Raw genomic sequence first — 26359 nt, forward strand, 5'->3', positions numbered from 1 at the left:
GGGTTCCATAAAAACAGGCGCGGTTGGGCGGCGCATCAACGTTCGCACTCAGGGCTGGATGCTGCAATGGCGGTGGCCGGTGTCATCGCGATGATCTGTTCGATCCAGCCGGCCTATGCCAAACGCGTGCCGCCGCAGGACATGACGCCTTACGTGGTGCGCGCGGACGATTCGCTCTTCACGCTCGCGGACCGTTATATGCAGAGTCCTGCCGACTGGCGGCTGTTGCGCGACATCAATCACGTGGCGAATCCGCGGCACTTGCAGGTCAACGCCCGTCTTTCTATCCCCACCTCGCGGCTCAGGCAGACACTGCTGACAGCCAAGGTAGTGGCGGTGCGCGGCAGTGTCGAGAAGCTTGATACGGCGGGTGCACCCCCGCTGCCGGTGAGCGCGGGGACGCTGCTGATGGAGGGCGACGAAATCAGCACTGGCCGCGACGCATTTGTCTCCATGACGTTGCCCGACGGCTCGCATGTCGTGTTGCCATCGAGCAGCCGGATCCACATCGGCCGCTTGCGGACCACGCTGCTGACCGGTGCGGTCGATCGCCAGTTCGACCTGAAGCAAGGCGAGGTCACAACCGACGTCACGCCGTTCAAGAACCCGCGCGATTCGTTCCGGGTCATTACGCCGTCAGTGGTGGCAGGTGTACGCGGCACGCGTTTCCGGGTGAACTACCTGTCCGCGCAGGATGCGACTACCGTCGAGGTGCTGGCGGGCAAGATCGGCGTGGATGGAGCAGGGCCGGACGGAGCGGCCAACAGCACGTCTGCTCCGCAGCCTGTCCCGGGAGGCGCGCAGACGCTCGTGCTGGCCGGCTACGGCAACCTGACGCGCACGGGGAACGCCGCCGGCGCTCCGGTACGGCTGCTCGATCCGCCGGAGATTGCCGATCCGGGCAAGTTGCAGAACGCCCCGGAAGTCGCCTTCGACCTGATGCCGGTCGCGAGCGCGGGCGCGTACCGTACGGAGATCGCGACCGATGCCGATTTCCTCGACCTGCTTCGCGACCAGCGCACCACCGGCCTGCACGCGGCGTTCGACAACATTCCTGACGGCAACTATTTCGTGCGTGTCTCGGCCACCGACACCCACAGTATCGATGGCTTGCCGCAAGTGTTCACGTTCAGCCGTCATCTCGATACCACCAACGCGGCGGCCACGCCCATCGACGGGAATGGCTACACATTCCGCTGGCATGTCGATGGGGAGGCAAAGGGCGCGCGGTATCGGTTCATCCTGTCGGATCATGCGGACCTGAGCGCGCCGTATATCGACTTGCTCGATGTGGCGGGAGGCGAGATGACGGTGGCGAATCTGCCGCCAGGAAAGTACTACTGGACGGTTGTTGTCGATACCTTCGAGAACGGCCGGCTCCTGTCCATTCCGAGTGAAATCCGGTCGTTCACTCAAACGCGGTAGGCGCCACCCATGCCATGGCGCTTCCCCTTCCACAACCGGCGCTGGCTCGCGCCATCGATCGGCAAGCGCTTCTTGCTGGAGTGGACGCTGATCGGCGTGGTGGGAGTGGCCGCGGTGCTCTTTGGCGTAGTGAGCCCACTGACGGAACGCGCCAGTTTCCTGTTCTACGATCAGTTGTTGTTGCACGCCGCGGGCCATCCGTCGAACGGCATTGTGATTGTCGCGATCGACGACGAGAGCATCGCGGAACTCGGGCGCTGGCCGTGGCCACGCGAGACCCACGCGGCGCTGCTGACGCAACTTGCGAAGGCCAAGCCGGCGAGCGTCGCGTACGACGTGCTGTTCACCGAACCCACTCCCGGCGACGCCGTTTTCGCCGCGGCAATGAAGCATGTGCCGACCTATCTGCCGCTGCTCGTCGACCGGCTGCCCGTCAACCAAAACGAGCCCGCCGTAGTCGAACCCGTCCCGGTGTTGCGCGAGGCGGCGGCGGGCGTGGGTCATATCGACCTTGAGGTGAATCACGACGGTATCGTGCGCAGCGTCTCGCTGTTCGAAGGCAGCGGCAAGGATTGGTGGCCGAGCATTACGGTGCCGGTGTATCAGGCGTTGCGAGGGCCGGATGCAGCGCTGCCCGGGATCGAAAGGGCGGCGACCGACACGGCGTTCGCGGCGTCGGAACCGGCGGGCGAGGGCGACCTGAAGCGCGCACATCGGATGATGATCCCGTTCTCGCGCACGTCGCTGGACTATCCGCGCGTGTCGTTCGCGGCGGCGATGCAGGGCGCGGTGCCGCCTGAATTCTTCGCAGGCAAGATCGTGCTGGTCGGCGCAACTGCGGCCGGCCTGCGTGACCGCTTTGCCACGCCGATCTCCGGCGAAGTGGGTGAACTCCCCGGTGTCGATATCTACGCAACCATCCTCGACGCGTTGTTCGACGGCCGCGCCATCGAACCAGTAAGCAACAAGGCGGCTGGCTGGGTGAGCCTCGTGCCGGTCTGCATCCTGCTCGCGGCCCTGCTGGTGGTGTCGCCGTTGCAGTCACTCATGCTCACGATCGCACTGGGTGGCGCCAGCCTGATTGCGAGCGCTTGCCTGGTGTATCTGCGCTCGCGGTGGCTTTCGCCCGTGCCGGCACTGGGCGGCCTGGCGCTGATCTATCTGTTGTGGAGCTGGCGGCGTCTCGAGGTCGCGATGTCGTATCTCGGCCAGGAGTTGCGTCTGCTGGCTGCCGAGCCCAACCTGCTGCCTGGGGCCGACCAGAAACCGCAGGGCACGGCAGGCGATCTGCTCGAGCGCCTGATCGCGCTGACGCGTCAGGCCGTGCAGCGCCAGCGCAATATGCGGCAGTTCATCTGGGACAGCTTGAACAGCTTGCCCGAGCCGATCATGGTCTGCGATCGCAACGGCCGCATTCTGATGGTTAATGATCCCGCACGGCTGCATTTCGGACCCATGCGTTTCAACGACATGTCCATCGTGCAGATCTTCAGCGAGTTCCACTTCGTGCGTCCCGTCGATGAAGACAGCAGCGGCGCGCTGCCCAGCGGAATGTCATGGCCGGCGATGCTCGACCCGCGCGTCGAGCGGCACACTGCCGTGATGATGCACGGCATTGAAGTGCGCGATCGCCAGGGCCGCGATCACATGCTGCGGTACGCGCCCTGCACGACCAGCACGGGTGAATCGCTTGGATGGATCGCAAGTTGGGTCGATATCACCGCGCTCCACGCTTCCGAGCGTCAGCGCGACGACATGCTGCATCTGCTGTCTCACGACATGCGCTCACCGCAGGCGTCGATTATCGCGTTGCTCGACACCGAGCGGCCGCGCATCGACTCAAAGCCGGCGATGGAGTTGATGGAGCGCGTGGAACGTTACGCGCGCCGCGCGCTTGCGCTGGCTGATGATTTTGTGCAACTCGCCCGCGCCGAGTCTCAGCACTACAGCCTCGAGCTGCTGAACCTGCACGAACTCGCGATCGACGCCAGCGACGAAATCTGGCCGCTTGCGAACGCGAAGGACATCGAGGTGCGTTGCGACAGCGAAGGCCAGGTTTTCTGGGTCCTGGCCGACCGGTCGCTGATGACGCGCGCGCTCATCAACCTGCTCAGCAACGCGGTGAAATACAGCCCGCCCGGCACGCGCGTCGACTGTATCGTCACGGAGTTGCCGGGCGCGATCGTGTGCGTGGTGCGCGACGCGGGCTACGGTATCGCGCTTGAGCAGCAGGCACATTTGTTCGAACGCTTCCGGCGCTTTCATCTCGATGGCCAGCCGCCGAGCGACGGCACCGGGCTGGGGATGGCATTCGTGAAGACGGTGATCAGCCGCCACGCGGGCGAGATCGCGATTCAAAGCGCGCCGGACCAGGGGACAACAGTGACGATCACCTTGCGCTCGCAGACAATCGAGCCGCGCGAAGCGAGCGGCGAACAACCCGGTGCGCCGAAGCAATGAACGTTTTTTGGGGAATGAAGTGAACCTACGATCGATGGCATGCGCCATTTTCTTTCTCGCGCTTCTCGGCGGGTGCGCCAGCGAACCGCCGGTGAGGATCAGTGCCTACAGTGGAGATTTCGCGACGACGGACGCTAAGACCTATGCGTTGCAATCATCGAGTATCCAGGCTCAGGGAGACGCCGTGACCAGCGTGGTGACCGACGCTGCCACCGCTCGCTGGCTTGATGAAGCACTGGCCGCAAAGGGCTTGCGGCACGCGCCTGCGAACAGCGCGGACTACCTCGTCAAGCTGGGTTATGCAACGCGTCCGCAAGCTGTGCGTGTGCACGCCGAGTGCACCGGCGCACCCGAAAGCGCATGCGACGATGTGGCGCCACAGAAGGAATGGTTTGGGCGCAAGCACTACGTTCATGCGCTGACCATCCAGTTCGTCGAGCGCTCGAGCGGGGCGTTGAGTTATCAGGTGAGCGTCACGCATACGGATCGCGACCCAGCCGGTAGCGCGGTGCTGCACAGCCTCATGAATTGTGCGTTCGCGGACTTTCCCATGCACAATGCCGGACGGCGCGAGGTCGCGCACTGTGATTAGCGGCTGGCGGTTGATCGGCATGCGGGAGATTGGCGTGCGGAGATTGGCGTATTCTTGCGCCTGAACGAAGCGGCGAGCATTGCAGGCGACGCCCAAGCCGCTGAAGCCGTTCAGTCCACACGAGCCCGAAGGACTCGACATGCCAGGGAACCCGCAGTGAAGTTTGCCGATTTTTGCCGTTGCACCGTAATCTCGTTTGCTTGCGTTTGGCTGACGAACGCCATTGCGGACGAGCCAAGCACTGCGCCTGATGTCGGCGCTTCCCCCAATGCGAGCGCCGCTTCCGCCGATCCATGGAAAGTCTCGATCGGCCCCGCGTTGATGGTGTCGCCGAAATACCCCGGTTCCCGTGCGTTCCAGGTGCTGCCGCTGCCATCGCTCGATATTTCCTACGATGACCGGATCTTCTCGCAAGGTCTCGACGTACTCGGCATCAACCTCCTGAAAGGTCCGGCGTATCACTTCGGTACGGCAATCAGCTTCGATTTTCAATCGCGTAACGAGTCCGACGATCCGCGTCTTCACGGCCTGGGTAATGTGCATTACGGGCCCAAGCTGAAAGTGTTTGCGGATTATTCGGTGTCGCTGTTGACGGGCTCGGTCGCGGCTTATCAGGACATCGCGGGGACGGGGCAGGGGTTGCTCGTCAGTGGGGATCTGGTGGCGAATATGCCACTTACTTCGAAGCTGCTGGTGTCGGTCGGGCCCGGCGTGACATGGGCCAATGCCGTCTATAACCGTACGCTGTTTGGCGTGTCCGCGAGTCAAAGTGCTGCTTCCGGTTTGCCGGTCTACGACACGAGTTCGGGCATCCGGGACGTTCACCTCAACACCTACGTCAGCTACGATTTTTCGAAGAAATGGGTGGGATCGGTCTCGCTCACGGCCGGCCGGTTGGAGCACAACGCAGGGCATAGCCCGATCACCGAGCAAAGAACTGAATTGAATTTTCTGGCTGCGGTGAATTATCGGTTCAAGTGAACTGACTTCTGGTGGTGCCGGGCGACACCATTCCTGAAAAGTTGGTCTTTGAATTTAAAGCGATTTTCAGAAACAGTGGCACCGGGCGCCCTGCACGTGCCACGGAAAGTGAAATAACCGTCTCGCACGGCGTCAGTAAGCGAAAAAAACTATTGTGTTCTCATCGTCCGCTTGACGCTGGTGGACGCCCTTCGCGACAGCCGGCTGGGGGCCGGAAGCACACGTCTGGTGGGAGGGCTGTGTCCATTCCATCTCGGCCATCGGCGTGCGTTCAAATGGCCTAAAATTCACGGGAGACGCATCGGCTCGACGCTCGCTGGGTATTGCAGCGGGGCTAACGCGGAGCCGGCACCGCAGTTCCGTGAACGGTTCGACTTGACCACATTGGTGAACACACCAGGGACACCTTCCTGAGTCACGAACTAAGGGCCGAAATGTTCGCTGTTGGACGGGTCATGCCGGATATCGATCGCTGGGGCACGTCCAACTCGGACGTCACAACCTATGGGAGTAGAGCCATGGTCGCGGTCAAATACGACGATCTTTCTATGGCCTTGGACTTCATTAGCTCCGCATCGCTGATGGAGCACAACGCGTACGTCTCGCTTGATACGGGCGAAGTCTATTGCACATCTGATTCCATCGACGCATTCGACGAGGAGGTTCCTGACGACCTTGAATCTTCGGATCGCTACCTTGCGATACCGCATAAAAGCGATCTCGATCTCGGAAGAAGGCTCGCCTTGCGCTTTGTCGCTCAAGAGTTGCCTGCGCGTTACGACGAGGTCGAAGGATTTTTCCAACGGCAAGGCGCTTACTCGCGCTTCAAGGATCTGCTGCAGCACGAAGGCGTTCTCGAAGCCTGGTTTACGTTTGAAGCCGACTCTGTCGAAAGCGCACTGAGGCAATGGTGTGCCGACAACGGCATCGAGATGATTAAGACGTGACTGGCCGTTTTGTGGGGCGACAAAATGTCTGGTCGCGCCGGGTTACGATCGCCGTGACAAAGAATCACCCAGCGTATCCGCTCCGAGTCCGATCAGAACTCTCCGGTCTGGATTGTTGGCAATCGGCCAACTGGAGACGTTCGACAGAGTCTTATAGATCGTTAACAATGCAATCTCTTATCTGGAAGCAACCAATTGTTATGCGGCTCGAAGCCACCGATGGTGTCGTCGACTTACTGGAGTGTCGATCAGGATCAGCGTATGCCACGCTCCGAACGTCTCCTTAATCTCTTGCAAGTGTTACGGGGTTGTCGACGCCCCGTAAGTGGTCAAGCTTTGTCCGAGAAGCTTGGCGTGAGCATCCGAACGCTATACCGGGACATCGCCAGTCTGCAAGCGCAAGGAGCAATGATCGAGGGGGAGCCGGGCGTTGGATACGTTATGAAACCGGGCTTCATGCTGCCGCCAATGATGTTCCGCTCAGAGGAACTCGACGCCTTGGTTCTTGGCATGCGCTGGGTGGCTGATCGCTGCGACAAGACGCTATCGGACGGCGCGCTGAGCACACTTGCGAAGGTAGCAGCTGTACTACCCACTGAACTGCGTCGAGAACTGGAGGAATCGTCGCTGCTAGTCGGTGCGCCGTTGAAGAGACCTGCCCACAAGGTCTCGCAAGACCTTCTACGTGCCGCAGTGCGGGCGGAGCGAAAGCTTAATATTACTTACGCGGACGGCAGCGGTATTAACTCGCAGCGTGTAGTTTGGCCATTTGCTCTGGTGTATTTCGACCAAGCCCGGGTGCTAATGTGTTGGTGCGAGCTTCGAGCAGATTTTCGGAATTTCCGATCGGACCGAATCTTGAACGTCGAGCAGATGGAGGAGCGCTACCCCAAAAGACGGTCAACGCTGCTTCGAGAGTGGCGTAAGGTCAATCACGTAGCTAGCCGCACAATACTGCCAGAATCTGACAGCATCGACCATTAAACTGAGTTTCCTTTCTTAGCCAGGAGCTCAAAATGAAGTTCGCATCTGTTCGTGTTGTTACCCAGGATATTGAAGGTCTGGTCGAGTTTTACCAAAGGCTTTCCGGTCTCGGGGCTGCGCGGCCGGCCGATGGGTTTGCTGAAATACAATTCGAAGGAGCGACGCTTGCGATTTCGTCTGAGCACCTGATTAAGCTTTTTAATGTCGGTGCCGCCATCGCGGCTGCGAATCAGTCGGCGATCCTGGAGTTTGAAGTGGAGGACGTTGACGCAGTGTTCGAACGAATGAACGCTTCGGGGACAGACATCGTTATGCCGACAACGTTGATGCCGTGGGGCAATCGCTCGCTGTTGCTGCGTGACCCGGATGGGAATCTCGTTAACATATTCTCTCGACCTAAGCGTTGAGGAAACCCGCTGGAGCACGGTAACTTCCCCGACTTCAGTTCCTCATCGCAGCCGCCCGTAGCTTCGCTGTCGTTCATTTACGAACGGCCGTTTTAGAGAGATGCGAACATCCCTATACAGGGTCGCTTTGCGACCGTCACGGAAGGCCGAGTCTTCGCACTAGCGTGTCAGCCGCCCGGATTATTTCACTAACCGTGTCAGTAGTTTTCCACTTACCAGTCACAGTTTTCACTTTCTGTGTCATCCGACAGGCGGTTCAAGATTTAACGGAGTGCGTCCGTGTGGTCGCGGGCGAACTCATCGCTGAAGTTGCTGGTGTCGACTACACCGTCGTCGGTGGTGAAAGCGTTTCCTTCGACGGGCGGCTAGCGCATCGATATCGGAATGAGTCGGACAAGCAAACCGAGATCATCTTGTCGGTTACGCCGCCGAATCCTTAAACTCGGCGTTAATTCTGAACTCTGAATTGTCCGGCAAAGGGTGGGTTCCGCGAAGATCAGAATCGGCCAGGAACGTCCGTTCGACACAGCTGCCCGTATTGTCGAAAATGCGCGCAAACAGTTGAAATCGAGACTACATTTTGACGAAAGCCGGTGAGTCTCACTCCCAATATGCGTTCGAGTCGTTTGCCGTTAGCTGCTGCCGCCTCACGCATGCTCGGACGCGCGAGTGCGTCGCTTCGGTAGACCTGCTCGGCCCGGTAATTTGTATGTGGAATCGATAGCTCCGCGTTACAAAACAATGATTCCCGCCACTCATCATTGAGGGTTCATTGACATGCTAAATGCTGCTACAGACGTCCTGATCGTTGGCGCCGGCCCGGTCGGTCTACTGCTCGCGACAGAGTTGCGACGAGATGGTGTCGATGTGCGTCTCATCGACTCTATGGCCGCCCGAATTTTCTACTGCAAGGCGCTTGGGGTCACCCCGCGCACCATCGAAATTTTCGAGGACATCGGCATCGCCCAACGCGCGATTGAGGCCGGCACATGGCTAACCGGCATTGAATCCTGGCAGGATGGTGTCCGGGACTCCGCGCGCAGCATGAGTGTCCCGACGCAAGGCCTGCCGTACGGCTCGTTGTCGCTCGCGCAGTTTGAAACGGAACGCCTGCTTGAGGCCGCACTCGCGACGCATGGCGGACGTGTCGAGTATGGCGTCGAGCTGATCGCTTTCGAAGAGCACGAGGGCGCGGTCCATGCACAACTCACCGACCCTCACGGGCAAGCGCACACCTTGCGCTGCCGTTGGCTCGTGGGCTGTGACGGCGCGCACAGCAAGGTTCGCTCGACGCTCGGTCTTCCGTTTGAAGGCGGTCATTACCCGCAGACATTCGCGCTCGCCGATCTCGACGTGGAGTGGGACTTGCCCCGGGGACCCATGTATCGCTTCGACTGGAGTGCTGGCGCACGCCCGAAAGCGTCGCTCGCGGCGGTTCCGATTCGTGGCTCGGCGCGGCGCTATCGCCTCTCGGTCGTCGTGCCTGAAGAAAGGGCTGTGGCGCTCGCCAATACCCCTTCGCCCGATTTCGATACGATGCGCGCGTTGCTCCAGCCGGCATTGCCCGATGGCACGCAGTTGTCGTCCATGCGCTGGTCATCGGTCTATCGTGTCAGCCATCGCATCGTGCCGGCTTACGCTCGAAGTCGCGTGTTTATCGCCGGCGACGCCGCGCATATCCATCCTCCGGTAGGCGGTCAGGGCATGAATACGGGGTTGCAGGATGCACACAATCTGGCGTGGAAGCTAACGCTTGCGGCCAAGGGTCTCGCACAGCCTGAATTGCTCGAGAGCTATTCGGAAGAACGGCATCCCGTCGGAGTCGACGTCGTCCAGTCCACCAGCGCAGCATTGAATGCGGTGCTCGCTCGCGGGGTGGCGACACCGGCCATGCGCGAAACCCAGTTGCTTGTGACCTATCGAGGTAGCCGCATCGTCTCCGACGAGTGTCCAGACATGGACGCGACGTTACCCGCGCCCGGCGACCGGGTTCCCGAACTAGGGAGCCTCCGGCAGACGTTCGTCGGGCATGCGCGTCGGCTGCATGAATGTGTCGGCCGGGGCCGGCATGTCTTGCTCGGCTATATCGATGCACCCGGCATTCAATATGATGCGTTCGTCGAGGGTTCCTCTGCGCTCGATGCCTTGCCTCACGAGCTGGCGTCTGCGGTGCTGATCGCTGCACCGGGATGCGAAGTGCCTCCCAACGAGCAGATCACTGTGCTGACCGATGCGGCAAACGAATTCACTACCGCGTTTCGTGCCCCAGGCGGCACGGTGTGGGGAGTACGGCCTGATGGGCATATCGGCTGGCGTAGCCGTCACTGTTCGAAAGAGGCGGTGAAAGGATGGTTGCGGCGTTCGATAGAGCTCGACTGATTTGAGGCGCGGCGGGTCGGAGTAATTGCAGCTCGCCCCGAAGGTGTTCCGGAGAGACGATGGAACGCGCGTACTGATCGTCAATGATCACGAGCTATTAGAGCCGGATTGGCACTGCTGCTGAGAGACCTCTTTCCGGACATCGAGTTGCTGCACGCGAGTACGTTGTCGCAAGGCGTGAGTCACGCACTCGGCGAGCTCCTGAACATCGTTTTTCTCGATCTCGACCTTCCTGACGGCCACGGTTGCAGCGCGCTTGGCCGATTGAAGGCGTAGCGGCCGTCGTTACCGGTGATCGTGATATCGGCCGATGAGAGCGCGGAAACCATTACGCGATGCATCGAGCTTCGCGCCATGGGATACGTGCCCAAATCGTCGCCTCCTGACGCGCTTCATGCCGCCATCAGCGCGATGCTTGCCGGGGGCATATTCCTGCCCGCCGCCAGCATCGCGAGGCTCAGGCGTGACATGGGCACGAGCTGCGGAGATGTCCGAGGAACGTATTTACTGCTTGCCCGAAGCGTGGGCGCGCACGCCGGGGGGCCGGTATTTACGCAACCGGGCTATGTTTTCGGGCACTCGGTCTCGTACCAGATATTGACCTGACGCTGCGCGGCCTCCAGATCGGCTGGGTAGTAAGGATCATCATTAAACCATCCAGGGTGGTAGCCCGCTTTCTCCAAAGCCGACAGTTCACTCATATTGCGCTCGTGGGTAACGGGTGCCTTATTCCTGATCTCGGTCAGGTCGCGACATTCCATTGCGCTCAGGTGTGTCCCCGAGCCTGCCTGCATGCCCCCTGTGGCACATGCGGTAAGCAGAAGCACCAACGCGGGAAGCATCGGCCAAGCCTTGTTTGCATTCTTCATTTTGCATTTCCTCCAATGAAGGAACGCTTACCACGCATGGTTTATTCCCGGCCGCAGGTCGGGTGTCGAGCCGAGGCGCTTCCCACCCCTCGGCCTTCGCCAGCCTGTGATTGCCGGCAAAGGTCGATAACCGGCTATCTACGGCCGTTCGGCCGGCGACTCGGTATGGCTCTGCGAGGGGTTTGTCATCGCTTCGCCCATTTTCTCCGCAAGAAATTCGGCGAAGACCGCAACTGCGGGCGGCACCGGTGGGCGGCTCGTGTAGACGAGCTGCAGACCGAGGCCGGTGCTCGCGCGCCGATAGGTCGGCAGCACGCGCACCAGTTTCCCCTTCGCCATGTTTGGCTCAACTATTAGCTGCGGCAGCAGCGCAATACCCAGTCCAGCTGTGCAAGCCTGCGCCAGCACGCGCATGTCGTTGACCGCGAACCGGCTGTTGATCGAGACTTCCTGACTGCCGCGTGGACCCTGCAGCCGCCACGTGTGGCGCCCCTGCCGATTGGAAATCGTCAGACAGTCGTGTTCGGCCAGTTCACGCAGCGTGCGCGGTGCAGCGCGCTGCTCCAGATAGGCCGGACTCGCCGCGAGGATCATTGCACTCGGAGCAAGCCGACGTACCTTAAAACCGCTACCGGTCTCGATGCCCATGCGCAAGGCCAGATCGATACGCTCAGAGATCAGATCGGTCGGCGTATCGTCGAGCAGGAACTCGAGGCTGATGTGTGGATAGCGCGCGTAAAACTCGACCAGCCATTCCATCCCGATGAGTTCGAACAGGCCAGCCATCGCGGCAACGCGAACCGAGCCGGACGGTGCCTGTTCATCTGCATGGAGCCGCCCGATCTCGAGGATCTGGTCAAGCGCCGGCGCATAGCGCTCGAACAGCGCCTGACCTTCCGTGCTCAGCGCGAGTTTGCGGGTGGAGCGATGAAGCAGACGTGTGCCGAGTTGCCCTTCGAGTTTATCGATGCGCCGGCTCAGCGTGTTTGCTGGCATTCGGAGAAGCCGCGCTGCCTCGGAGAAACTACGGGCGCGGACCACCTGGACGAACATCGCCAGATCATTCAGATCGAGCATGTTATTCCTCCATAAATGGATTAATCCAATCCCATTTTACCATCTAGTGTGAAGCGAATTTGATCTCCATACTTGAGATGTTCCACAAGAGGCGGCCGTAAAAAGTCATTCCTCCGCTCCACCGTGGCATTGCATCACCTGAAACCGCGCACGGCGCGGCAACTTAACGATTCAAGGAAATTGATTTGAAGAAGCATCTGATGATTGCGGCTGGTGCACTCGCCGCCTCGCTGTCGTTTTCGGCATTCGCGGACGTGTCAACGTACCAGCTTGATCCTGACCACACGTACCCGAGTTTCGAGGCCGACCACATTGGCGGCCTGTCGGTCTGGCGTGGCAAGTTCGACAAGTCGCAGGGCACCGTGACGCTCGACCGCGCGGCGAAGACTGGCGCCGTTGAAGTGACGACCGACATTGCGTCGGTCCACACGGGTAGCACGAAGCTCGATCAGAACCTGCAGTCGGATCAGTTCTTCGACGCGTCGAAGTTTCCGGACGCGACCTACAAGGGCACGATCGAGTTCACGGGCGACAAGCCGGCCGCTATCGTCGGCAATCTCACGATGCATGGCGTGACCAAGCCACTAACGCTGAAAATTGACTCGTTCAAGTGCATGCAACATCCGATGCTCAAGCGCGAAGTGTGCGGCGTCGACGCGGTGGGCGAATTCGATCGCAGCGACTTCGGCGTCGACTTTGGCAAGACTTACGGCTTCAGTATGAAGACCAAACTGCTCATCTCGGCCGAAGCGCTGAAGCAGTAGTTCCGTCGGACCGCCGCCCTCGCTGCGTGAGGTCGCACCCTTCAACAAAATATCCCTTGGAGCGCAATCATGTCGAACACCCAGAAGCTCATCGCCGTCGTGGGCGCAACCGGCCAGCAAGGCGGCGCCGTTGTGCGCGCGCTGCAGGCGAGCGGTCAATTCAAAGTGCGCGCGTTGACGCGCAATCCGGCCAAGCATCCGAACCTGGGTGACGAAGTCGTTCTGGCAGATTTCGATCGACCGGAAACCCTTAAGGCCGCCTTTGCCGGAGCACATGGCGCTTTCCTGGTGACCAATGCCTGGGAAGCACAGGCAGACGAGCCCAGGCAGGCGCTCGCGGCCGTCAACGCGGCGAAAGACGCCGGCGTGCAGCACGTCATCTGGTCGACGCTTCCCAATGTGGAGACGATCACAGGCGGCACGATCGATGTCGCGCACTTCACGGCCAAGGCGAAAATTGAACCCGTCGTGAGAGAGGCCGGGTTTGCGTATCACACGTTCGTGATCGCGCCGTTCTATTACCAAAACCTGATCGGCCAGATGGCTCCGCAGAAGCAACCGGATGGTAGCGTTGGTTGGGCGCTGCCGCTCGATCCGGAGCGGCGCGTCATCCATATGGGCGACATCACTGAACTCGGCCGCCTCGTGGCCGGCGCGTTCGCGCAGCCGGAACTCGCGGGGCACGGCGAACATTTGGCGCTGGTGGGCGATTTTCTGAGCTTCAACGAGATCATCGCCACCCTGAATCAGCAAGGAAACACGCTCTCGTTCAAGCAAGTCCCGCGCGAGGTTTTTGCCAACTGGTTTCCGCACGCAGACGGTATCGCGGCCATGCTCGCCTACTTCGAAGCGCACACCTATCTCGGCTCGGATTCGCGTGACGCGATCGCGCTCGCCATCAAAGTCGCCGGCCAGCAGCCGACGAAGTTTGCGGCGTGGGCCAAAGCGAACTTTTCGATCCCCGCCGCCACCTGAACGAAGTGCACTCATCGAATCACGAACGAGCCAAACCCCATGAGCCGAATTCCTACCCACACAGTCGAGAGCGCACCCGATGCGTCGCGCCCGCTTCTGCAAAAGATTGCCCAGTCTTCGCCGACGGGACGTCACCTGAACCTGCATGCCCAGATGGCGCATTCTCCTGCAGTGTTGGCGGCGTACGCATCGCTGCGCGCCGTGACCGCCGAGCACGGCACCCTTGATCCGAAGGTGAGCTGGGCGCTAAATCTCGCCACTGCGGCCACGGTCGGGAACGACTACATGATGGGTATCGCCAGTCGATTCGCCGGCATGAACGGTTGGACCGACGCACAGATCACCGCCCTGCGGACAGGCACAACGACGGGCGACGCCCATCAAGCTAGATGACTTGGACACCCCTCGCGGAATAAACAGGTGTCCGACCGCTGCTTGGCAAGGGGGTTGTCCCTGCAGCTTGCGAGGCGTAGACTTTGAATTGACGTCGGAGATGGCATTCCTCCGTAACCGCCCGCAACGGGCTGATGATGCCTACAGGCCTGGGTATGGCACTGTGGGCGCGCGTCCAACGGCTTCACTTGCTTTAAAACATGCGCCTCGTTAGCACGGCGCCCGATCCCAGTTTCCATCACCGTCCGTGCAGTCCCTCCGCGATCCAATTCGATTGCGTAGGCTGCTCGTCGAACAAGGAAGCATGATGGGTCGGCTATCTCTCGACTATCGGCCTGCGGGCCTCTCTTAGGACATTCCGCTCGATGCGGGCGCACGCGTGCGCGCTGCCCGGAGTGTCCTCTTGCGCCGCGTGGTGTCGCGTCATCCGGTTCAGCGCTAGCCCGCTAGCGGCATGGCTTGCCCGAATCAATGTGGAGGCGACCTACAGGCGGGCTATCGGCCGCATTGATCTGCGGGGTGCGAATGTAGTCTTCAAACAAGAAGGGGATACGCGTGGTCTTTCACAGCATCCTGTTCGAAAAGCAGGAAGACGGCCCAAGGCGCGACGATACGTCGGAGCCGGCGTTTTTCGGCGACCTCAATCTCGACCAGATCGTCTCTGCAGTCACGCTGGGACGGGACGAGTACATGCTTAAGCCCTTCTTCCACACCGAGCTGGCGCGCGAGGGAGCGATCACCTACCGGCATGAGGTCATGCAGGACCTCGACAATGTCGCCGTGCTCGACAGCCTCAACGCTTTCGCCGTCGGCCTGCGCAAGATGCGCCAGCATCTTGCGCAGGCGGAGAAGCTCCACTACCGGCTCCAGAGCGAGTGGTGGCTTCTCGAAGCGATCGCGGTTTATTGCAAGACACTCGAGACCTTTTCCCGTGATCTGCCGCTGGCGGCGCCCAGATCGAAAGGGTTGCGTGAGTTTCATCTGACCCTGAGCGGGTATGTTGCATCAGCTCGCTTTCAGTCGCTCATGCATGACGCGATCCATATCAAGGAGAGTCTGGCGGCGATTCGGTATTGCATTCGCGTCAAGGGGAGCACGGTCACGGTGCTTCACTATGATTCAGAAATTGATCAAAGTGCCGACGTCCTGAGTATCTTCGAAAAATTCAAGCAAGGGGCGGTCAAGGATCACCGCGCAGAGCTGCGCGACTGGCTGGACATGAACCATGTCGAAGCCCGTGTACTGGATTTCGTCGCGCAGCTGCACCCTCAGGTGTTCATCGAACTCGCTGCGTATTGCGTGAACAACGCGGATTATCTCGACGCCACGATCCAGACGTTCGATCGTGAAGTTCAATTTTACCTGGCGTACCGCGACTACATCGGCATCTGCAAATCTGTGGGTTTGAGTTTTTGCTACCCACGTATGTCGTCGACTAGCAAAGCGGTGCACTGCGACGAGACGTTTGATCTGGCGCTCGCGCACAAGCTCGCTGTCGAAAAGGCGCATGTGGTCTGTAACGATTGCCATCTCGATGGCGAAGAACGCCTGATTGTCGTATCGGGTCCCAACAACGGCGGAAAAACGACCTTTGCCCGCACGTTCGGCCAACTGCACTATCTGGCGAAGATAGGTTGTCCCATACCAGGCCGGAACGCCGAGCTTTTTCTGTGCGACCAGCTGTTCACGCACTTCGAGCGCGAGGAGAATACGAAAGACCTGCGAGGCAAGCTCCAGGACGACCTGATGCGGGTCCGTCAAATCCTGGCGCACGCCACGTCGCGAAGCGTCATCATCATGAACGAAATATTCAGTTCTACAACGCTGACGGACGCGCTGTTCCTGAGCAGGAAAATCATCGGCGAGATACTGCAACGCGATGCCTTGTGCGTTTGCGTGACCTTCATCGAAGAGCTCGCTCATCTCGACGATCGAGCCGTGAGCATGGTGAGCGAAGTCACGCCCGAAGACCCGGCTTCTCGAACCTTCCGCGTGAGAAGAAGGCCCGCCGACGGCCGGGCGTATGCAGTGTCGGTCGCAGAGCTTTATGGCCTGACCTATGATCATTTGACGGAGCGGCTCGGGCTATGAAGGCTTATCTTTTATACCAGGAACGCGACCTGGATATGTGCCAGGAGGCCGTGTGGAATGAGGCGGAGCTCGTACAGGACCTGGAGTTGAACACGCTCTATCAGGCGATGGCGCAGGGCGATGCGTTCGTCTACGACGTGACCAAACGAGTGGTCCCGGCGAGCTCCATCAAACTGGACGAAATTATTTATCGTCAGGCAGTCCTTAGCGACTGCATCTTCTTCGAAGCAGTAGTGAGGCAGATATACGCTATCGCGATCGAGGGGATCGAAACAAGGCGAAAGTGCTACTACGGGGTGTTTTCGGGGTCACCCAGTTCGGTGCTGCACGGCGCACGCGACTTGATTCAGCAATTCGTCGGCGTTCTGAAGAAACTGCGAGATGTCGCCGACACGCAGGCGGCGCAGTTTCAATCAGAAGGGTTCGATCAATTCTTCTCGATGATCCAGCGAGAGTTGACGGACGAGTATTTCGTGACAATTCAACGTTGCCTCAAGGAGCTCAGGTTCAACCACGGCCTGCTGATCAGTGCCGGGCTGGGCCAGGGCAACAAGGGAATCCACTACGTGCTCCGGAAACCTCACGAGAAGGATCCCAATCTTCTGAGGCGATTGTTTGCAAAGCGGCCTCGCTCGTCGACGTTTCATATCGCGGACCGGGACGAGGCGGGTGCCAGAGCATTGTCGGACCTGGAGGCGCGCGGCATCAATCTCGTCGCGAATGCACTTGCCCAGTCCGCGGAACACATACTCAGCTTCTTTACGATGCTGCGCACGGAACTGGCTTTCTACATCGGATGCGTCAATCTGCATCACGAACTGACGCGGCTGCGCCTGGCCGTGTGCGTTCCTGTTCCATTGGAGCGCAGTGAAAGGAGGCACACCTTTAACGGGTTGTACGATGCCAGTCTCGCGCTGCGCATCGCGCGTGCGCCCGTCGGCAACGACGTGGCCGGGGATGGCCGCGACCTCGTTGTCATCACCGGTGCAAATCAAGGCGGCAAGTCGACGTTCTTACGCGCCGTCGGCCAGGCGCAGGTCATGATGCAATGCGGAATGTTCGTCGCGGCGGCGTCGTTTTCGGCGAACGTATGCGACGGGATTTTTACGCATTACAAGCGCGAAGAAGACGCGTCGATGAAGAGCGGCAAGCTCGATGAGGAACTCAAGCGAATGAGCGAAATCGTCGATCACATTCGCGAACACTCGCTGCTGTTGTGCAATGAGTCATTCGCGGCAACCAACGAGCGCGAGGGTTCCGAGATCGCGCGCCAGATCATCGCGGCGTTGTTGAAAAAGCGCGTGAAAATTGTATTGGTGACGCATCTGTACGCGCTGGCTCACGGGCTGCATGAGCAGGAGGCGCGGGGCATGATGTTCCTGAGAGCGGAGCGGCGCGCGGACGGCGAGCGCACGTTCAAGTTGACTGAGGCTGAACCCTTGCAAACCAGCTATGGGGAAGATCTGTACAGGCGAATATTCTTCTCGCAAGGTGACTCGGAGGATGACTTGGAAGCGCATGGCGAGTCCATCTCCGTCAGTCTGTCGAAGGTTGAATAGATGGGTTTGTAAGAACGCATGCACCGCCGCGCGGTAGTCAATCTCGAGTCGGAGTGACCTAGAAAAGGCAGTCAGCTAAGGGTGTTCGCGGCTAACCAGAGCCATCGCAAGAATCACATGACGGCGCTCGCGCAGTATCGCACTGCACAGTCGTGCATCGCCGGACCCATGAACTAGAATGAATAGTGATAGGGGCCCTTGACAGTCTGCCAGCGCGTCGCAGCGCCGCACGGTGGGCAGGAGGGCCTATTGCGCCAAGGGAGGTGGGTGATGAACGGCTATCAACTGACGTTCTATACCGAGCAGAACCGCAAGCACGGCCACCAGACCGTATGCGAGTGGCTGTTACACGAGGTTCGCGAACTTGGGATCCGCGGTGCGACCGTCATCAGCTGCGCAGAAGGCATCGGCCACGCGGGTGGGCATCATGCGGCGCACATGCTTAAACTCGCCGATCAGCCGCTGCAGATCATTCTTGCTGTGACCGAGGACGAGGCCGAACACATCCTGGATGTCGTGCGTGCCGAAAACGTGCACGTGTTCTATACGCGCTTTCCCATCGAGTTCGGAATTATCGGCGACGATGTCCCGCCTAAGCCGCCGAAGCATTTTTCGCTCTACGGCCGCTCGCCAAGATAGTTCGATGCCGACCTTGCACACGTCGGCGCGTCACCTATACTCAAGTTTGAATCTGGCGGAGATGGCATTCCTCCCTAACCGCCGCTAGCAGCTTAGCGGCTAATGATGCCTACATGGTCCCCGGGCGCTTCGGGGCCGGTAGGCATTTTTCCGCCGGCTCGTTTCTTTGAGCATCCCCGGGCATATTGTTGCCTACAAGAACACAAGAATATGGGATGCATCAGCGAGTCGCCGTATCGTGCTTGTTCCCGCTTTCGTCGCCGCCTTCGTGACCGCGTTTGGTCGCGTCATTGTCTAGCGATCCGCACGTGCGTTGAGACACGTTCCCATCGCAGTGTAAGCGCACCCTTCGTTTCAGCGGAGGGCGCATGAGCACACGCGACGTGGCACTCCAGGTTGCCCAGGTGGTAACCGTCATCGCAGTATCGCCGCTGCTGCAGGGCGTCATCCTGCAATGGGAAGAGCGTGTGCAACGCGCACGCGGCCCTGGCATATTCCAACCGTATCGGGATCTGTGGAAGCTCTTCCACAAGCAACTCGTGGTGCCGGACAGCGCCTCGTGGATCTACTGGGTTGCGCCCGTCGTGGCCTTCACCTGCATGCTGACGGTGCCCATCCTGATTCCGGTGCTCACGGACTTTCCGCTTCCTCTATCCGACATGGGCGACATCCTGGGCGGCGGCCTTATCCTGACGCTCGGGTCGTTTGCTGTCGTGCTCGCGGGGCTGGATTCGGGTAGCGCTTATGGTGGCATTGGCTCGAGCCGCTCGGTCATGCTCGGCATTCTCGCGGAGCCGACGCTGATCCTCGTGCTGGTCGGCATTACGCTCCTCGCCAAATCGATGCTGCCGTTCGTCGTGAACCATTTGCTGGTGGCACAACCCTCCGTGTACTGGAGTCCTGCGCACCTTTTTCTCGTGTTCGCCTTTTTTGTTTTGCTGCTGGTGGAGACGGACCGTCTGCCGATTCACTCGAGCACGCACATCGAGGTGTACATGATCGAAGAGGCACGCATCCTCGAGTATTCGGGATCGCTTCTCGCGCTGCTCAAATGGGCGTCGATGATGAAGCAGTTCATTCTCTACACCATCTTTTGCAACGTGTTGACGTTGCCGTGGGGACTCTCGCAACGCGGTACGGCCTTGGGTGTACTGGGTGCAGCGATCGGCCTATTCCTGCGCATGCTGCTGGTTGCACTCGTCGTGGTGCTGGTCGAGACGGCGCAATCCCGCTTGCGCTTCTTTCGTTATCAGGAACCGCTTGCTGCATCGTTCATGCTGGCGGTGCTTGCGATCGCCGCCAACCAGCTTCGGTGACCAACTTAGGTGACACATCATGCTGCTCGCCCATTTGAGTCCGCTTGCCGCATCCCTCTTCAGCCTGCTGGCGATCGGCAGTCTCCTGCTCGCGTTCGTGATGCTGGGTTCGCGCTGGTTGAAAGACTACCTGCTCGCGTTCATGGCCGAGTCGTGGCTGATCGCGGCGCTCTCCGGAGCCGTGGGTTACTACGGTAACTATCACGAGCTGTACCTGATCGCGGCCCTGACCGCGCTCTTTCGGGGGCTGGTGTTGCCTTATCTGATCTGGCGAATCATCGTCCGGCTGAAAGTCGAGCGTGAGTTGCACGTCATCTTGCAGCCGAGTTCAAGCATCGTGCTCGGTGCGCTGCTGGTGCTCTTTGCGTTCGTGGTATCGAACCATCTGGGTAACGCGCTGGGTTTCGGCGGCACTGTCGTAGTGCTGGCGCTCACAGTGATGCTGTCGATGAAGCTCATTGGTTTCCTGATGCTCGCGGTGCGTCATGAGGCGATCAGCCAGGTGCTCGGCCTGCTGATCCTGGAGAACGGCATTTTCCTGGGCTCACAAATCCTCGTTCCGGGCATGCCGATGTTGATCGAACTGGTGTTGCTCTTCGATCTGCTCGTCATCGTGGTGAGCTTCGGCGTGTTGGTTCGTTATCTGGTCGAGCACGTCGGCAGCACGAGCAGCCGTGAACTCACACGGCTGGTGGGGTGATCATGATCGAAACGTTGAGCATCGTGATCGTTGTTTCACCCCTCGTTGCTGCAGCTATTTGCGCCGCGTGCCGGCATGCGCGCGTCGCTGAGTATGCGAACCTGATCGCGTCGTTCGTCTGCGTGGTTGCGGCGCTTTCGCTGGCGTGCAACGTCAAGGACGGGTATCGGTTCCTGCACGATTATGTGGTGGTCGATGCGCTGGCCGCCTGGACGCTGGTTTGCACCGCGCTCGTGTATTGCCTCGCTTCGATCTATGCCGTCGGCTACATGCGCTTGCTGGCTGAGGAGCGCGAACAGCTGCCGAACTTCTATGCGCTTTTTGCCCTGTTCGCGGCAACGATGATCTGCGGACCGATCATGAACAATATCGGTGTCTACTGGATTGCGATCGAGCTGACCACGCTCGTCAGCACGTTCCTCGTCGGCTTCGAGCGCGGCCGGGAAGCGATCGAAGCGGCGTGGAAATACATCATCGTGGTGTCCGCGGGCATCAGCCTCGCGCTGCTCGGGACCGTGCTGTTCTACTGGGCGGGAAGTCTCGTCATTGGCCCGACTTACGACATGACCTGGGATGCGCTGCGCCATGCGGCCCCGCAGATGAATCCGGCCCTCACCCAGATGGCGTTCCTGCTCGTGCTGGTGGGCTATGGCACGAAAGCGGGCCTCGCGCCGATGCATACGTGGCTGCCCGACGCACACAGCGAGGGTCCAGCGCCGGTGTCCGCCATGCTCTCCGGTGCGCTTTTAAACACGGCGATGCTTGGCATCGCGCGATTCCTCACCATCACGGATGCCGCGAGTTCCTCGCTGCTGCCGCGCACGGTGCTCGTCGCGTTTGGCGCGTTTTCGCTGTTTGTCGCCGCGCTCTTCATCGTGAAGCAGCAGGGCATCAAGCGGCTGATGGCCTATTCCAGCGTCGAGCACATGGGCGTGCTGGCGCTCGGATTCGGATTCGGCGGCCCGCTCGCGATCGCCGCCGTGCTTTATCACATGCTCAACCATTCGCTAAACAAGTCGCTCATGTTCTTTGGCGCCGGCAACGTCATGCGCGTATTCGGCACCAAGGACATGGGCGAGATACGCAACGTGTGGACTCGTTTTCCGGTCACGGGGGCGCTGTGGCTGGCTGGCGCCGTGGCGATCACGGGTGCACCTCCGTTCGGGCTCTTTCTGAGCGAACTGACATTGATGCGCGCTGGCATGGCGAGTTCGAACGCCTGGGCCGTGATCGTGATGTTGCTACTGCTGATTGTTATCTTCATCGGCTTTCTCAACCACTTCAGGGCCATGTACTTTGAAGCCACGCCAGCGGGCGAGGCACACGAGATTATTCGTAAGGTGAGCGTCAGCGCCTGGATGACCGTCCCGATGTGGCTCGCCCTGGCGCCGGTGTTGATCCTCGGTGTGTGGTGGCCGCAAGACCTGTGGCGCTTCTTCGAACTGGTCGCCGCGGATCTGGGAGGGGTGGCGCGATGAACAACTGCATGCTCAAGACCATAACGCCTGCCGAACTCAACGCGGCCGCTGCCGATCTTCTTGATCACGGAGGTCGCATGCAGGTTGCGTATGCGTGGTTTCCGAGACCGGACGCACCGGAATTGCGGTACATCTCGACCACGCCCGGCCAGCGGGAGTTTATGAGCTGGCGTGTCGATGCGGGCAAAGAACCAGTCGCGAGTCTTGCGGCGAAGTCTCCACTGCTTGGCTGGCACGAGCGCGAGATCATGGAGATGAGCGGCATCGCGTTCGCCGGCCATCCAGAGCCGGAGCGTCTGGTGAGTGCATTTCTGCCTCAGACGGCGCGTGGCCCGCTCGAGCCTGGCGGGGCGGTGCATGCGAGCGCAGCGGCCTCACTTGCGGCACCAACGCTGCCGCAAGTCTCCGGCAAGCACGTTCAGTTATTGCCCTTCGGTCCCGTGCGAGCTGATGTGGTCGAGTCGGCCCAGTTCATTTTCTACTACGTCGGCGAAGGCATTCTCCACTATCACCCGAACCTGTTCCTCAAGCATCGTGGGATGGAGAAACAGTTCGAGGGGATCGACATTGAACGAGGTGTTCTGCTGGCCGAGCGTGTATCGGGCGTGGACACTGTCGCGCACGCGCTCGCGTATGCGCAGGCCGTCGAGGACGCCTCGGGGTGCATTGTTCCGCGGCGCGCACAGTGGCTTCGTGTCATCGCGGCGGAACTCGAGCGTACCTACAACCACTTGCACTACCTCGGCCACTTGTGCCACACGACCACGCTGAAGGTTGGCGAGGCCCAGGGCAAGCTCCTGGAGGAGCGCGCAAAACAAATGAATGCGCTTGCATCGGGTAGCCGGCTGTTGCGCAGCATTGTCTGGCCGGGTGGTGTACGCCGTGATCTGGACGTGGTTGCGATTTCCCAGGGCGTCGCGACGCTCCGGCGTGAACTGGACCGGTACGTCGACCTCATCGAGCGGACCACCAGTCATCTCGACCGGCTCATTTCCACCGCGCCGCTCAGTCAGCAGCTCGCCTTTGATCAAGGCGCTACTGGGCCTATCGAACGGGCGTCAGGCATCGATCGTGATCTCAGGCGGGATCATCCGTATGCCGCGTACGGTGAACTGACGCCGGCTGTCGCGGTCCGCAGCGAGGGCGATGCGTATGCCCGGATGAAGGTGCGTATCGCGGAACTCCAGGCGAGCCTGGGACTGCTCGACGACGCCATCACACGCGGCGTTCCAACCGGGCCACTGCTCGAGCCTTGCCGGCGCGTGCCCAACGCCGAAGGGCTCGGGTGGGCGGAATCGTCGCGCGGCAGCGTGCTCTACGCGCTTCACTTCGACGACCAGTCACGCATTGCGCGCGCGAAGATCAAGTCGCCATCAGTTTCGAACTGGCGGGTTTTCCCCTTCACCGTGCACGACAGCAACATGATGGACTATGCGATCAACGAGGCGAGTTTTGGTTTGACCATTTCGGGTTGCGCACGATAGGACGGAGCGGTTATGTCTCTATGGACATGGTTCGGCTTGACGAGCGGCAGCGCCAGTACCGGCTGGCCGCTCAAGGGCGACGCGCATGGCCAGCAAGGCGTGCTCGGCATGCCGCGTTATGACCCGGCCAAATGCCAGGACGGCTGCGACGCGTGCGTGCAGTCTTGCGTGACGCACGCCATCACGTTTTCGCCGAAGCTTGGCGAGAATGCGCGTCCCGAGGTGGACTGGGGCCGCTGCATCGTCTGCCAGCTCTGTACCGAAGCGTGTCCGACAGGCGCTTTTTCAGCGTCTGAAGATTGGGCGCTGGGTGTGAAGCAACGCGACGATCTGGTGTGGGCCGAGGCGCTCGCGCCCGGTGCAGCCAGCGACCTCTCGGACCGTACGCGACGACCGTTTCGGCGCAGTCTCCATATCCGGCACGTCGATGCAGGCTCGTGCAATGGATGTGAATCGGAGCTGCAGGCGTTGAACAATCCGTTCTACAACCTGCATCGGCTCGGCATCTTCTTCACGGCGTCTCCGCGCTCGGCCGATGTCCTGCTCGTCACCGGTCCGGTGACGCACGCGATGCGCGCGCCGCTGCTGCAGACCTATGAGGCGATGCCGGATCCGAAGTGGGTCATCGCGACTGGCACGTGCGCGGTGTCGGGCGGTGTCACTGGCGGCAATTACGCATGCGGCAACGGGCTTGATGGCGTGCTGCCGGTTGACATCTATCTACCGGGCTGTCCGCCGAACCCGGCCGCGATCATTCACGCGCTGCTGTTGCTCCTCGGCCGCGCAGAGCAACGGATGCGAGGAGGGCAGCTTGAGCGCTGATCTGATTCTGGCCACGAGCGCACTGTGGCTCGCCGCCGCCATCCTTTCGCCGCTGCCTCCGCTGCGCGCGTTGGTCAGATATTCGCTGACCGCCGGTTGCGTACTGGGCGTCGTTGCGTGTCTGCTCGCTTTGCCAACCGCGACGCCGCGCGTCGAATTTCCGTTTGCGCTCGCGTCACAGCGAATCGCGTTCAAGCTTGAGCCGTCGGCGCTATGGTTATTGGGCTTTGGCCTGGTACCGGCCATCTTTGCCTGCTGGCTGGGCTCACCGCTCTCGGGGCACTCGGGGACGTGGTGGATGGGCGCATCGCTGAGCTTGTTGGGCGCGTTGGGCGTATTCGGCCTGCAAGACGGCATGTCGATGCTCGTCGCCTGGGAGGTGATGAGCCTCGGCGGAGCAGTGATGCTCGCAGGCGAGCGCGCACGCGATACCAATGGCAACTCCGTGCTGCTCATGCTTGCGCTGCTCGAGGTGGGGGCTATCGCGCTCGTCCTCGCGATCCTGCTGCTCGACCACGCGTCGGGCGGTATCAGCTTCGATGCGTTCAGTGCTCATGCGCCCCACGCGTCAGCGCTTCTCTCGTGGGTGGCCGGGGTCGCGCTGCTCGTCGGCTTCGGCGCCAAGCTGGGTCTCATCCCCTTCTATGAGTGGTTTCCGCGTGCGTACTCGAGCGGCAGCGGTGCGACCGGCGTGCTGTTTTCCGGTGTTGTATTGAACGCCGGCTATTTCGCGTTGAGCCGTGGCTGGAATAGCTGGCTCGGCGTGGCGAGCGATAGCGGCACCGCATTCGGCCTGGGTGTTGTCGCGATTGCAATCGGCGTGGTCAGCGCGGTGCTGGCGATTTTGTTCGCGTTCCAGCAGGACGACTGGAGAGCGCTGCTCAGCTACTCGTCCGCGGAGAACGCGTCGGTTGCGGTGGCGATGCTCGGCGTGACGCAACTCTTTCGAAGTGACCATCTGGGCGACCTCGCCGGACTCGCATGGACCGTCGCGCTGCTTCACCTCGCCGGCCATTCACTCGCCAAAGGTGCGCTCTTTCTGGTCGCTGACGGCATCCAGGCGTCGACCGGGAACTACGATATCGTGCCGCGCGCATGGCTCAAGAATAGCGGTTTCATGCTCGGGCTCGGCGCGGCCTTTGCGGTGATGAGCCTCGCCTCCGTTCCACCGCAAGCGGGGTTCGTCAGTGAATGGTATGTCTTCCAAACGGTGTTTCAAGGTTTTCATCTCTCGGCCTTCACAGGACGCCTCGTGCTCGTACTGGCCGGAGCGGGCCTCGCGCTCGCGGCAGCGGTGGCGCTCGCTACGTTCGTGAAACTGTTCGGGTTGGGGCTCCTGGGCATGCCGGACGTCGACTACGCGCGTCCGGTGCCACGACGGAATGCGGCAGTCGTCGGGGTGCTGGGACTATGCGTGCTCGCAGTGGCCGTCGGTGCACCGCTCTGGCTCAACGCACTGGCGAGCGGCGCCCAGGCGCTGTTCCAAGCCAACAGTCCCCAGGCAATGGTCGCCGGATGGCTGCTGGTACCGTTGACCGACAAGTTCGCTTTTATCTCTCCGTCGAAGCTCGTCATCGTGATGCCGTTGCTGGCGCTTCTGCCGCTGGCCCTCCTGAGGCTCACGAAAACGCGTCCGGTGCGGCGCACGGCGGTCTGGTTCGGCGGCATGACCACGGATGGGCGCGAGTCGATGACCACGCCGCTGACGTTCTCGAACGCAATGCGCACGTTCTACAGCTTCGTGTATCAACCGACGATGAGCACCGAGCGCGAACACGAACAGCGTGAGTACTTTATCAAGCGGCTGGTCTTTTCCGAGGGCGTGACCGATCTGTTTGAGCGGCACCTGTTCGCGCCTGCAACGCGGATCGTGACGTGGTCCGCCGAGAAGTTGCGCGCATTGCAGTCCGGCAACCTGAATTTCTATCTCGCACTGATCGGCGGATTGCTTGTCGCGATACTGGCCTTGACGCTGGTATAGGGAACGCAGTTGTTGCGTCGCGCAAATTTAATCCGT

Annotated in this window: 24 protein-coding genes and 2 riboswitches; of the genes, 22 read left to right on the top strand and 2 right to left on the bottom strand. The window is 60.7% G+C overall.

Annotation, left to right across the window (positions count from 1 at the left end):
* The first annotated feature begins 66 nt into the window (after positions 1-66).
* From FH08_RS0121625 to FH08_RS52605, 10 genes are all read left to right on the top strand, one after another.
* Positions 67-1425, top strand: a complete 1359-nt coding sequence (locus FH08_RS0121625) for a FecR domain-containing protein (protein WP_152602881.1) — start codon at positions 67-69, stop codon at positions 1423-1425.
* A 9-nt stretch (positions 1426-1434) separates the two neighbouring features.
* Positions 1435-3885, top strand: a complete 2451-nt coding sequence (locus FH08_RS0121630; protein ID WP_051888426.1) for a CHASE2 domain-containing protein — start codon at positions 1435-1437, stop codon at positions 3883-3885.
* A 19-nt stretch (positions 3886-3904) separates the two neighbouring features.
* Positions 3905-4477 carry a DUF4136 domain-containing protein gene (locus FH08_RS49570; protein ID WP_152602882.1) on the top strand — a complete coding sequence of 191 codons (573 nt, stop codon included), beginning with the start codon at positions 3905-3907 and terminating at the stop codon, positions 4475-4477.
* 210 nt (positions 4478-4687) lie between these two features.
* Positions 4688-5458 (top strand): MipA/OmpV family protein, encoded by a 771-nt coding sequence (locus FH08_RS0121640; RefSeq protein ID WP_419178020.1) that lies wholly within the window; start codon positions 4688-4690, stop codon positions 5456-5458.
* 455 nt (positions 5459-5913) lie between these two features.
* Positions 5914-6405, top strand: coding sequence for a hypothetical protein (locus FH08_RS0121650; protein WP_235210442.1), 492 nt, complete (start codon positions 5914-5916; stop codon positions 6403-6405).
* A 261-nt stretch (positions 6406-6666) separates the two neighbouring features.
* The gene (locus FH08_RS0121655) at positions 6667-7389 is read left to right on the top strand and encodes a helix-turn-helix transcriptional regulator (RefSeq protein ID WP_031360364.1); all 723 of its coding nucleotides are present in this window, start codon (positions 6667-6669) and stop codon (positions 7387-7389) included.
* 32 nt (positions 7390-7421) lie between these two features.
* On the top strand, positions 7422-7796 hold the full coding sequence (locus FH08_RS0121660; protein WP_031360365.1) for a VOC family protein: 375 nt from the start codon (positions 7422-7424) through the stop codon (positions 7794-7796).
* A 281-nt stretch (positions 7797-8077) separates the two neighbouring features.
* Positions 8078-8236, top strand: coding sequence for a cupin domain-containing protein (locus FH08_RS54410; protein WP_160172489.1), 159 nt, complete (start codon positions 8078-8080; stop codon positions 8234-8236).
* Between the two features lie 337 nt (positions 8237-8573).
* Positions 8574-10175, top strand: a complete 1602-nt coding sequence (locus FH08_RS0121670) for an FAD-dependent monooxygenase (protein ID WP_031360366.1) — start codon at positions 8574-8576, stop codon at positions 10173-10175.
* Between the two features lie 108 nt (positions 10176-10283).
* Complete coding sequence (locus FH08_RS52605) at positions 10284-10451, top strand: hypothetical protein (protein ID WP_160172490.1); 168 nt, start codon at positions 10284-10286, stop codon at positions 10449-10451.
* A gap of 287 nt (positions 10452-10738) precedes the next feature.
* Here FH08_RS52605 and FH08_RS0121680 read toward each other — a convergent pair whose 3' ends face one another.
* Complete coding sequence (locus tag FH08_RS0121680) at positions 10739-11044, bottom strand: DUF4148 domain-containing protein (protein ID WP_031360367.1); 306 nt, start codon at positions 11042-11044, stop codon at positions 10739-10741.
* A 138-nt stretch (positions 11045-11182) separates the two neighbouring features.
* A complete protein-coding gene (locus tag FH08_RS0121685) occupies positions 11183-12121 on the bottom strand; it encodes a LysR family transcriptional regulator (protein WP_031360368.1) in 939 nt (312 codons plus the stop codon).
* 185 nt (positions 12122-12306) lie between these two features.
* On the opposite strand from FH08_RS0121685, the gene FH08_RS0121690 reads away from it, so the two are divergent.
* From FH08_RS0121690 to FH08_RS0121745, 12 genes are all read left to right on the top strand, one after another.
* Entirely contained in the window at positions 12307-12885 is a 579-nt protein-coding gene (locus FH08_RS0121690; protein ID WP_031360369.1) for a YceI family protein, read from the top strand.
* A gap of 69 nt (positions 12886-12954) precedes the next feature.
* Complete coding sequence (locus FH08_RS0121695) at positions 12955-13860, top strand: NmrA/HSCARG family protein (RefSeq protein ID WP_031360370.1); 906 nt, start codon at positions 12955-12957, stop codon at positions 13858-13860.
* A 39-nt stretch (positions 13861-13899) separates the two neighbouring features.
* On the top strand, positions 13900-14253 hold the full coding sequence (locus FH08_RS49575) for a hypothetical protein (protein ID WP_235210443.1): 354 nt from the start codon (positions 13900-13902) through the stop codon (positions 14251-14253).
* An 87-nt stretch (positions 14254-14340) separates the two neighbouring features.
* A riboswitch (Fluoride riboswitch) is annotated at positions 14341-14404 on the top strand.
* A 404-nt stretch (positions 14405-14808) separates the two neighbouring features.
* Positions 14809-16344 (top strand): MutS-related protein, encoded by a 1536-nt coding sequence (locus tag FH08_RS0121705; RefSeq protein ID WP_031360372.1) that lies wholly within the window; start codon positions 14809-14811, stop codon positions 16342-16344.
* Complete coding sequence (locus tag FH08_RS0121710; protein WP_031360373.1) at positions 16341-17903, top strand: MutS-related protein; 1563 nt, start codon at positions 16341-16343, stop codon at positions 17901-17903. Before FH08_RS0121705 ends, FH08_RS0121710 begins: the two co-directional genes overlap by 4 nt.
* A 270-nt stretch (positions 17904-18173) precedes the next feature.
* Positions 18174-18542 (top strand): DUF190 domain-containing protein, encoded by a 369-nt coding sequence (locus FH08_RS0121715; protein WP_031360374.1) that lies wholly within the window; start codon positions 18174-18176, stop codon positions 18540-18542.
* Positions 18543-18590: 48 nt separating this feature from the next.
* A riboswitch (Fluoride riboswitch) is annotated at positions 18591-18661 on the top strand.
* A 249-nt stretch (positions 18662-18910) separates the two neighbouring features.
* Positions 18911-19858, top strand: coding sequence for a respiratory chain complex I subunit 1 family protein (locus tag FH08_RS0121720; RefSeq protein ID WP_031360375.1), 948 nt, complete (start codon positions 18911-18913; stop codon positions 19856-19858).
* A gap of 19 nt (positions 19859-19877) precedes the next feature.
* Positions 19878-20558, top strand: a complete 681-nt coding sequence (locus tag FH08_RS0121725; RefSeq protein WP_031360376.1) for a hydrogenase — start codon at positions 19878-19880, stop codon at positions 20556-20558.
* 2 nt (positions 20559-20560) lie between these two features.
* Positions 20561-22036, top strand: a complete 1476-nt coding sequence (locus tag FH08_RS0121730) for a hydrogenase 4 subunit F (protein WP_031360377.1) — start codon at positions 20561-20563, stop codon at positions 22034-22036.
* Positions 22037-22044: 8 nt separating this feature from the next.
* A complete protein-coding gene (locus FH08_RS0121735; RefSeq protein ID WP_235210444.1) occupies positions 22045-23520 on the top strand; it encodes an NADH-quinone oxidoreductase subunit C in 1476 nt (491 codons plus the stop codon).
* Positions 23521-23532: 12 nt separating this feature from the next.
* On the top strand, positions 23533-24342 hold the full coding sequence (gene nuoB / locus FH08_RS0121740; protein ID WP_031360379.1) for an NADH-quinone oxidoreductase subunit NuoB: 810 nt from the start codon (positions 23533-23535) through the stop codon (positions 24340-24342).
* Complete coding sequence (locus FH08_RS0121745) at positions 24332-26323, top strand: proton-conducting transporter membrane subunit (RefSeq protein WP_031360380.1); 1992 nt, start codon at positions 24332-24334, stop codon at positions 26321-26323. Before nuoB ends, FH08_RS0121745 begins: the two co-directional genes overlap by 11 nt.
* The last annotated feature ends 36 nt before the right edge of the window (positions 26324-26359 follow it).

The organism is Caballeronia sordidicola, from assembly GCF_000729995.1.
GTDB classification, from domain to species: domain Bacteria; phylum Pseudomonadota; class Gammaproteobacteria; order Burkholderiales; family Burkholderiaceae; genus Caballeronia; species Caballeronia sordidicola_A.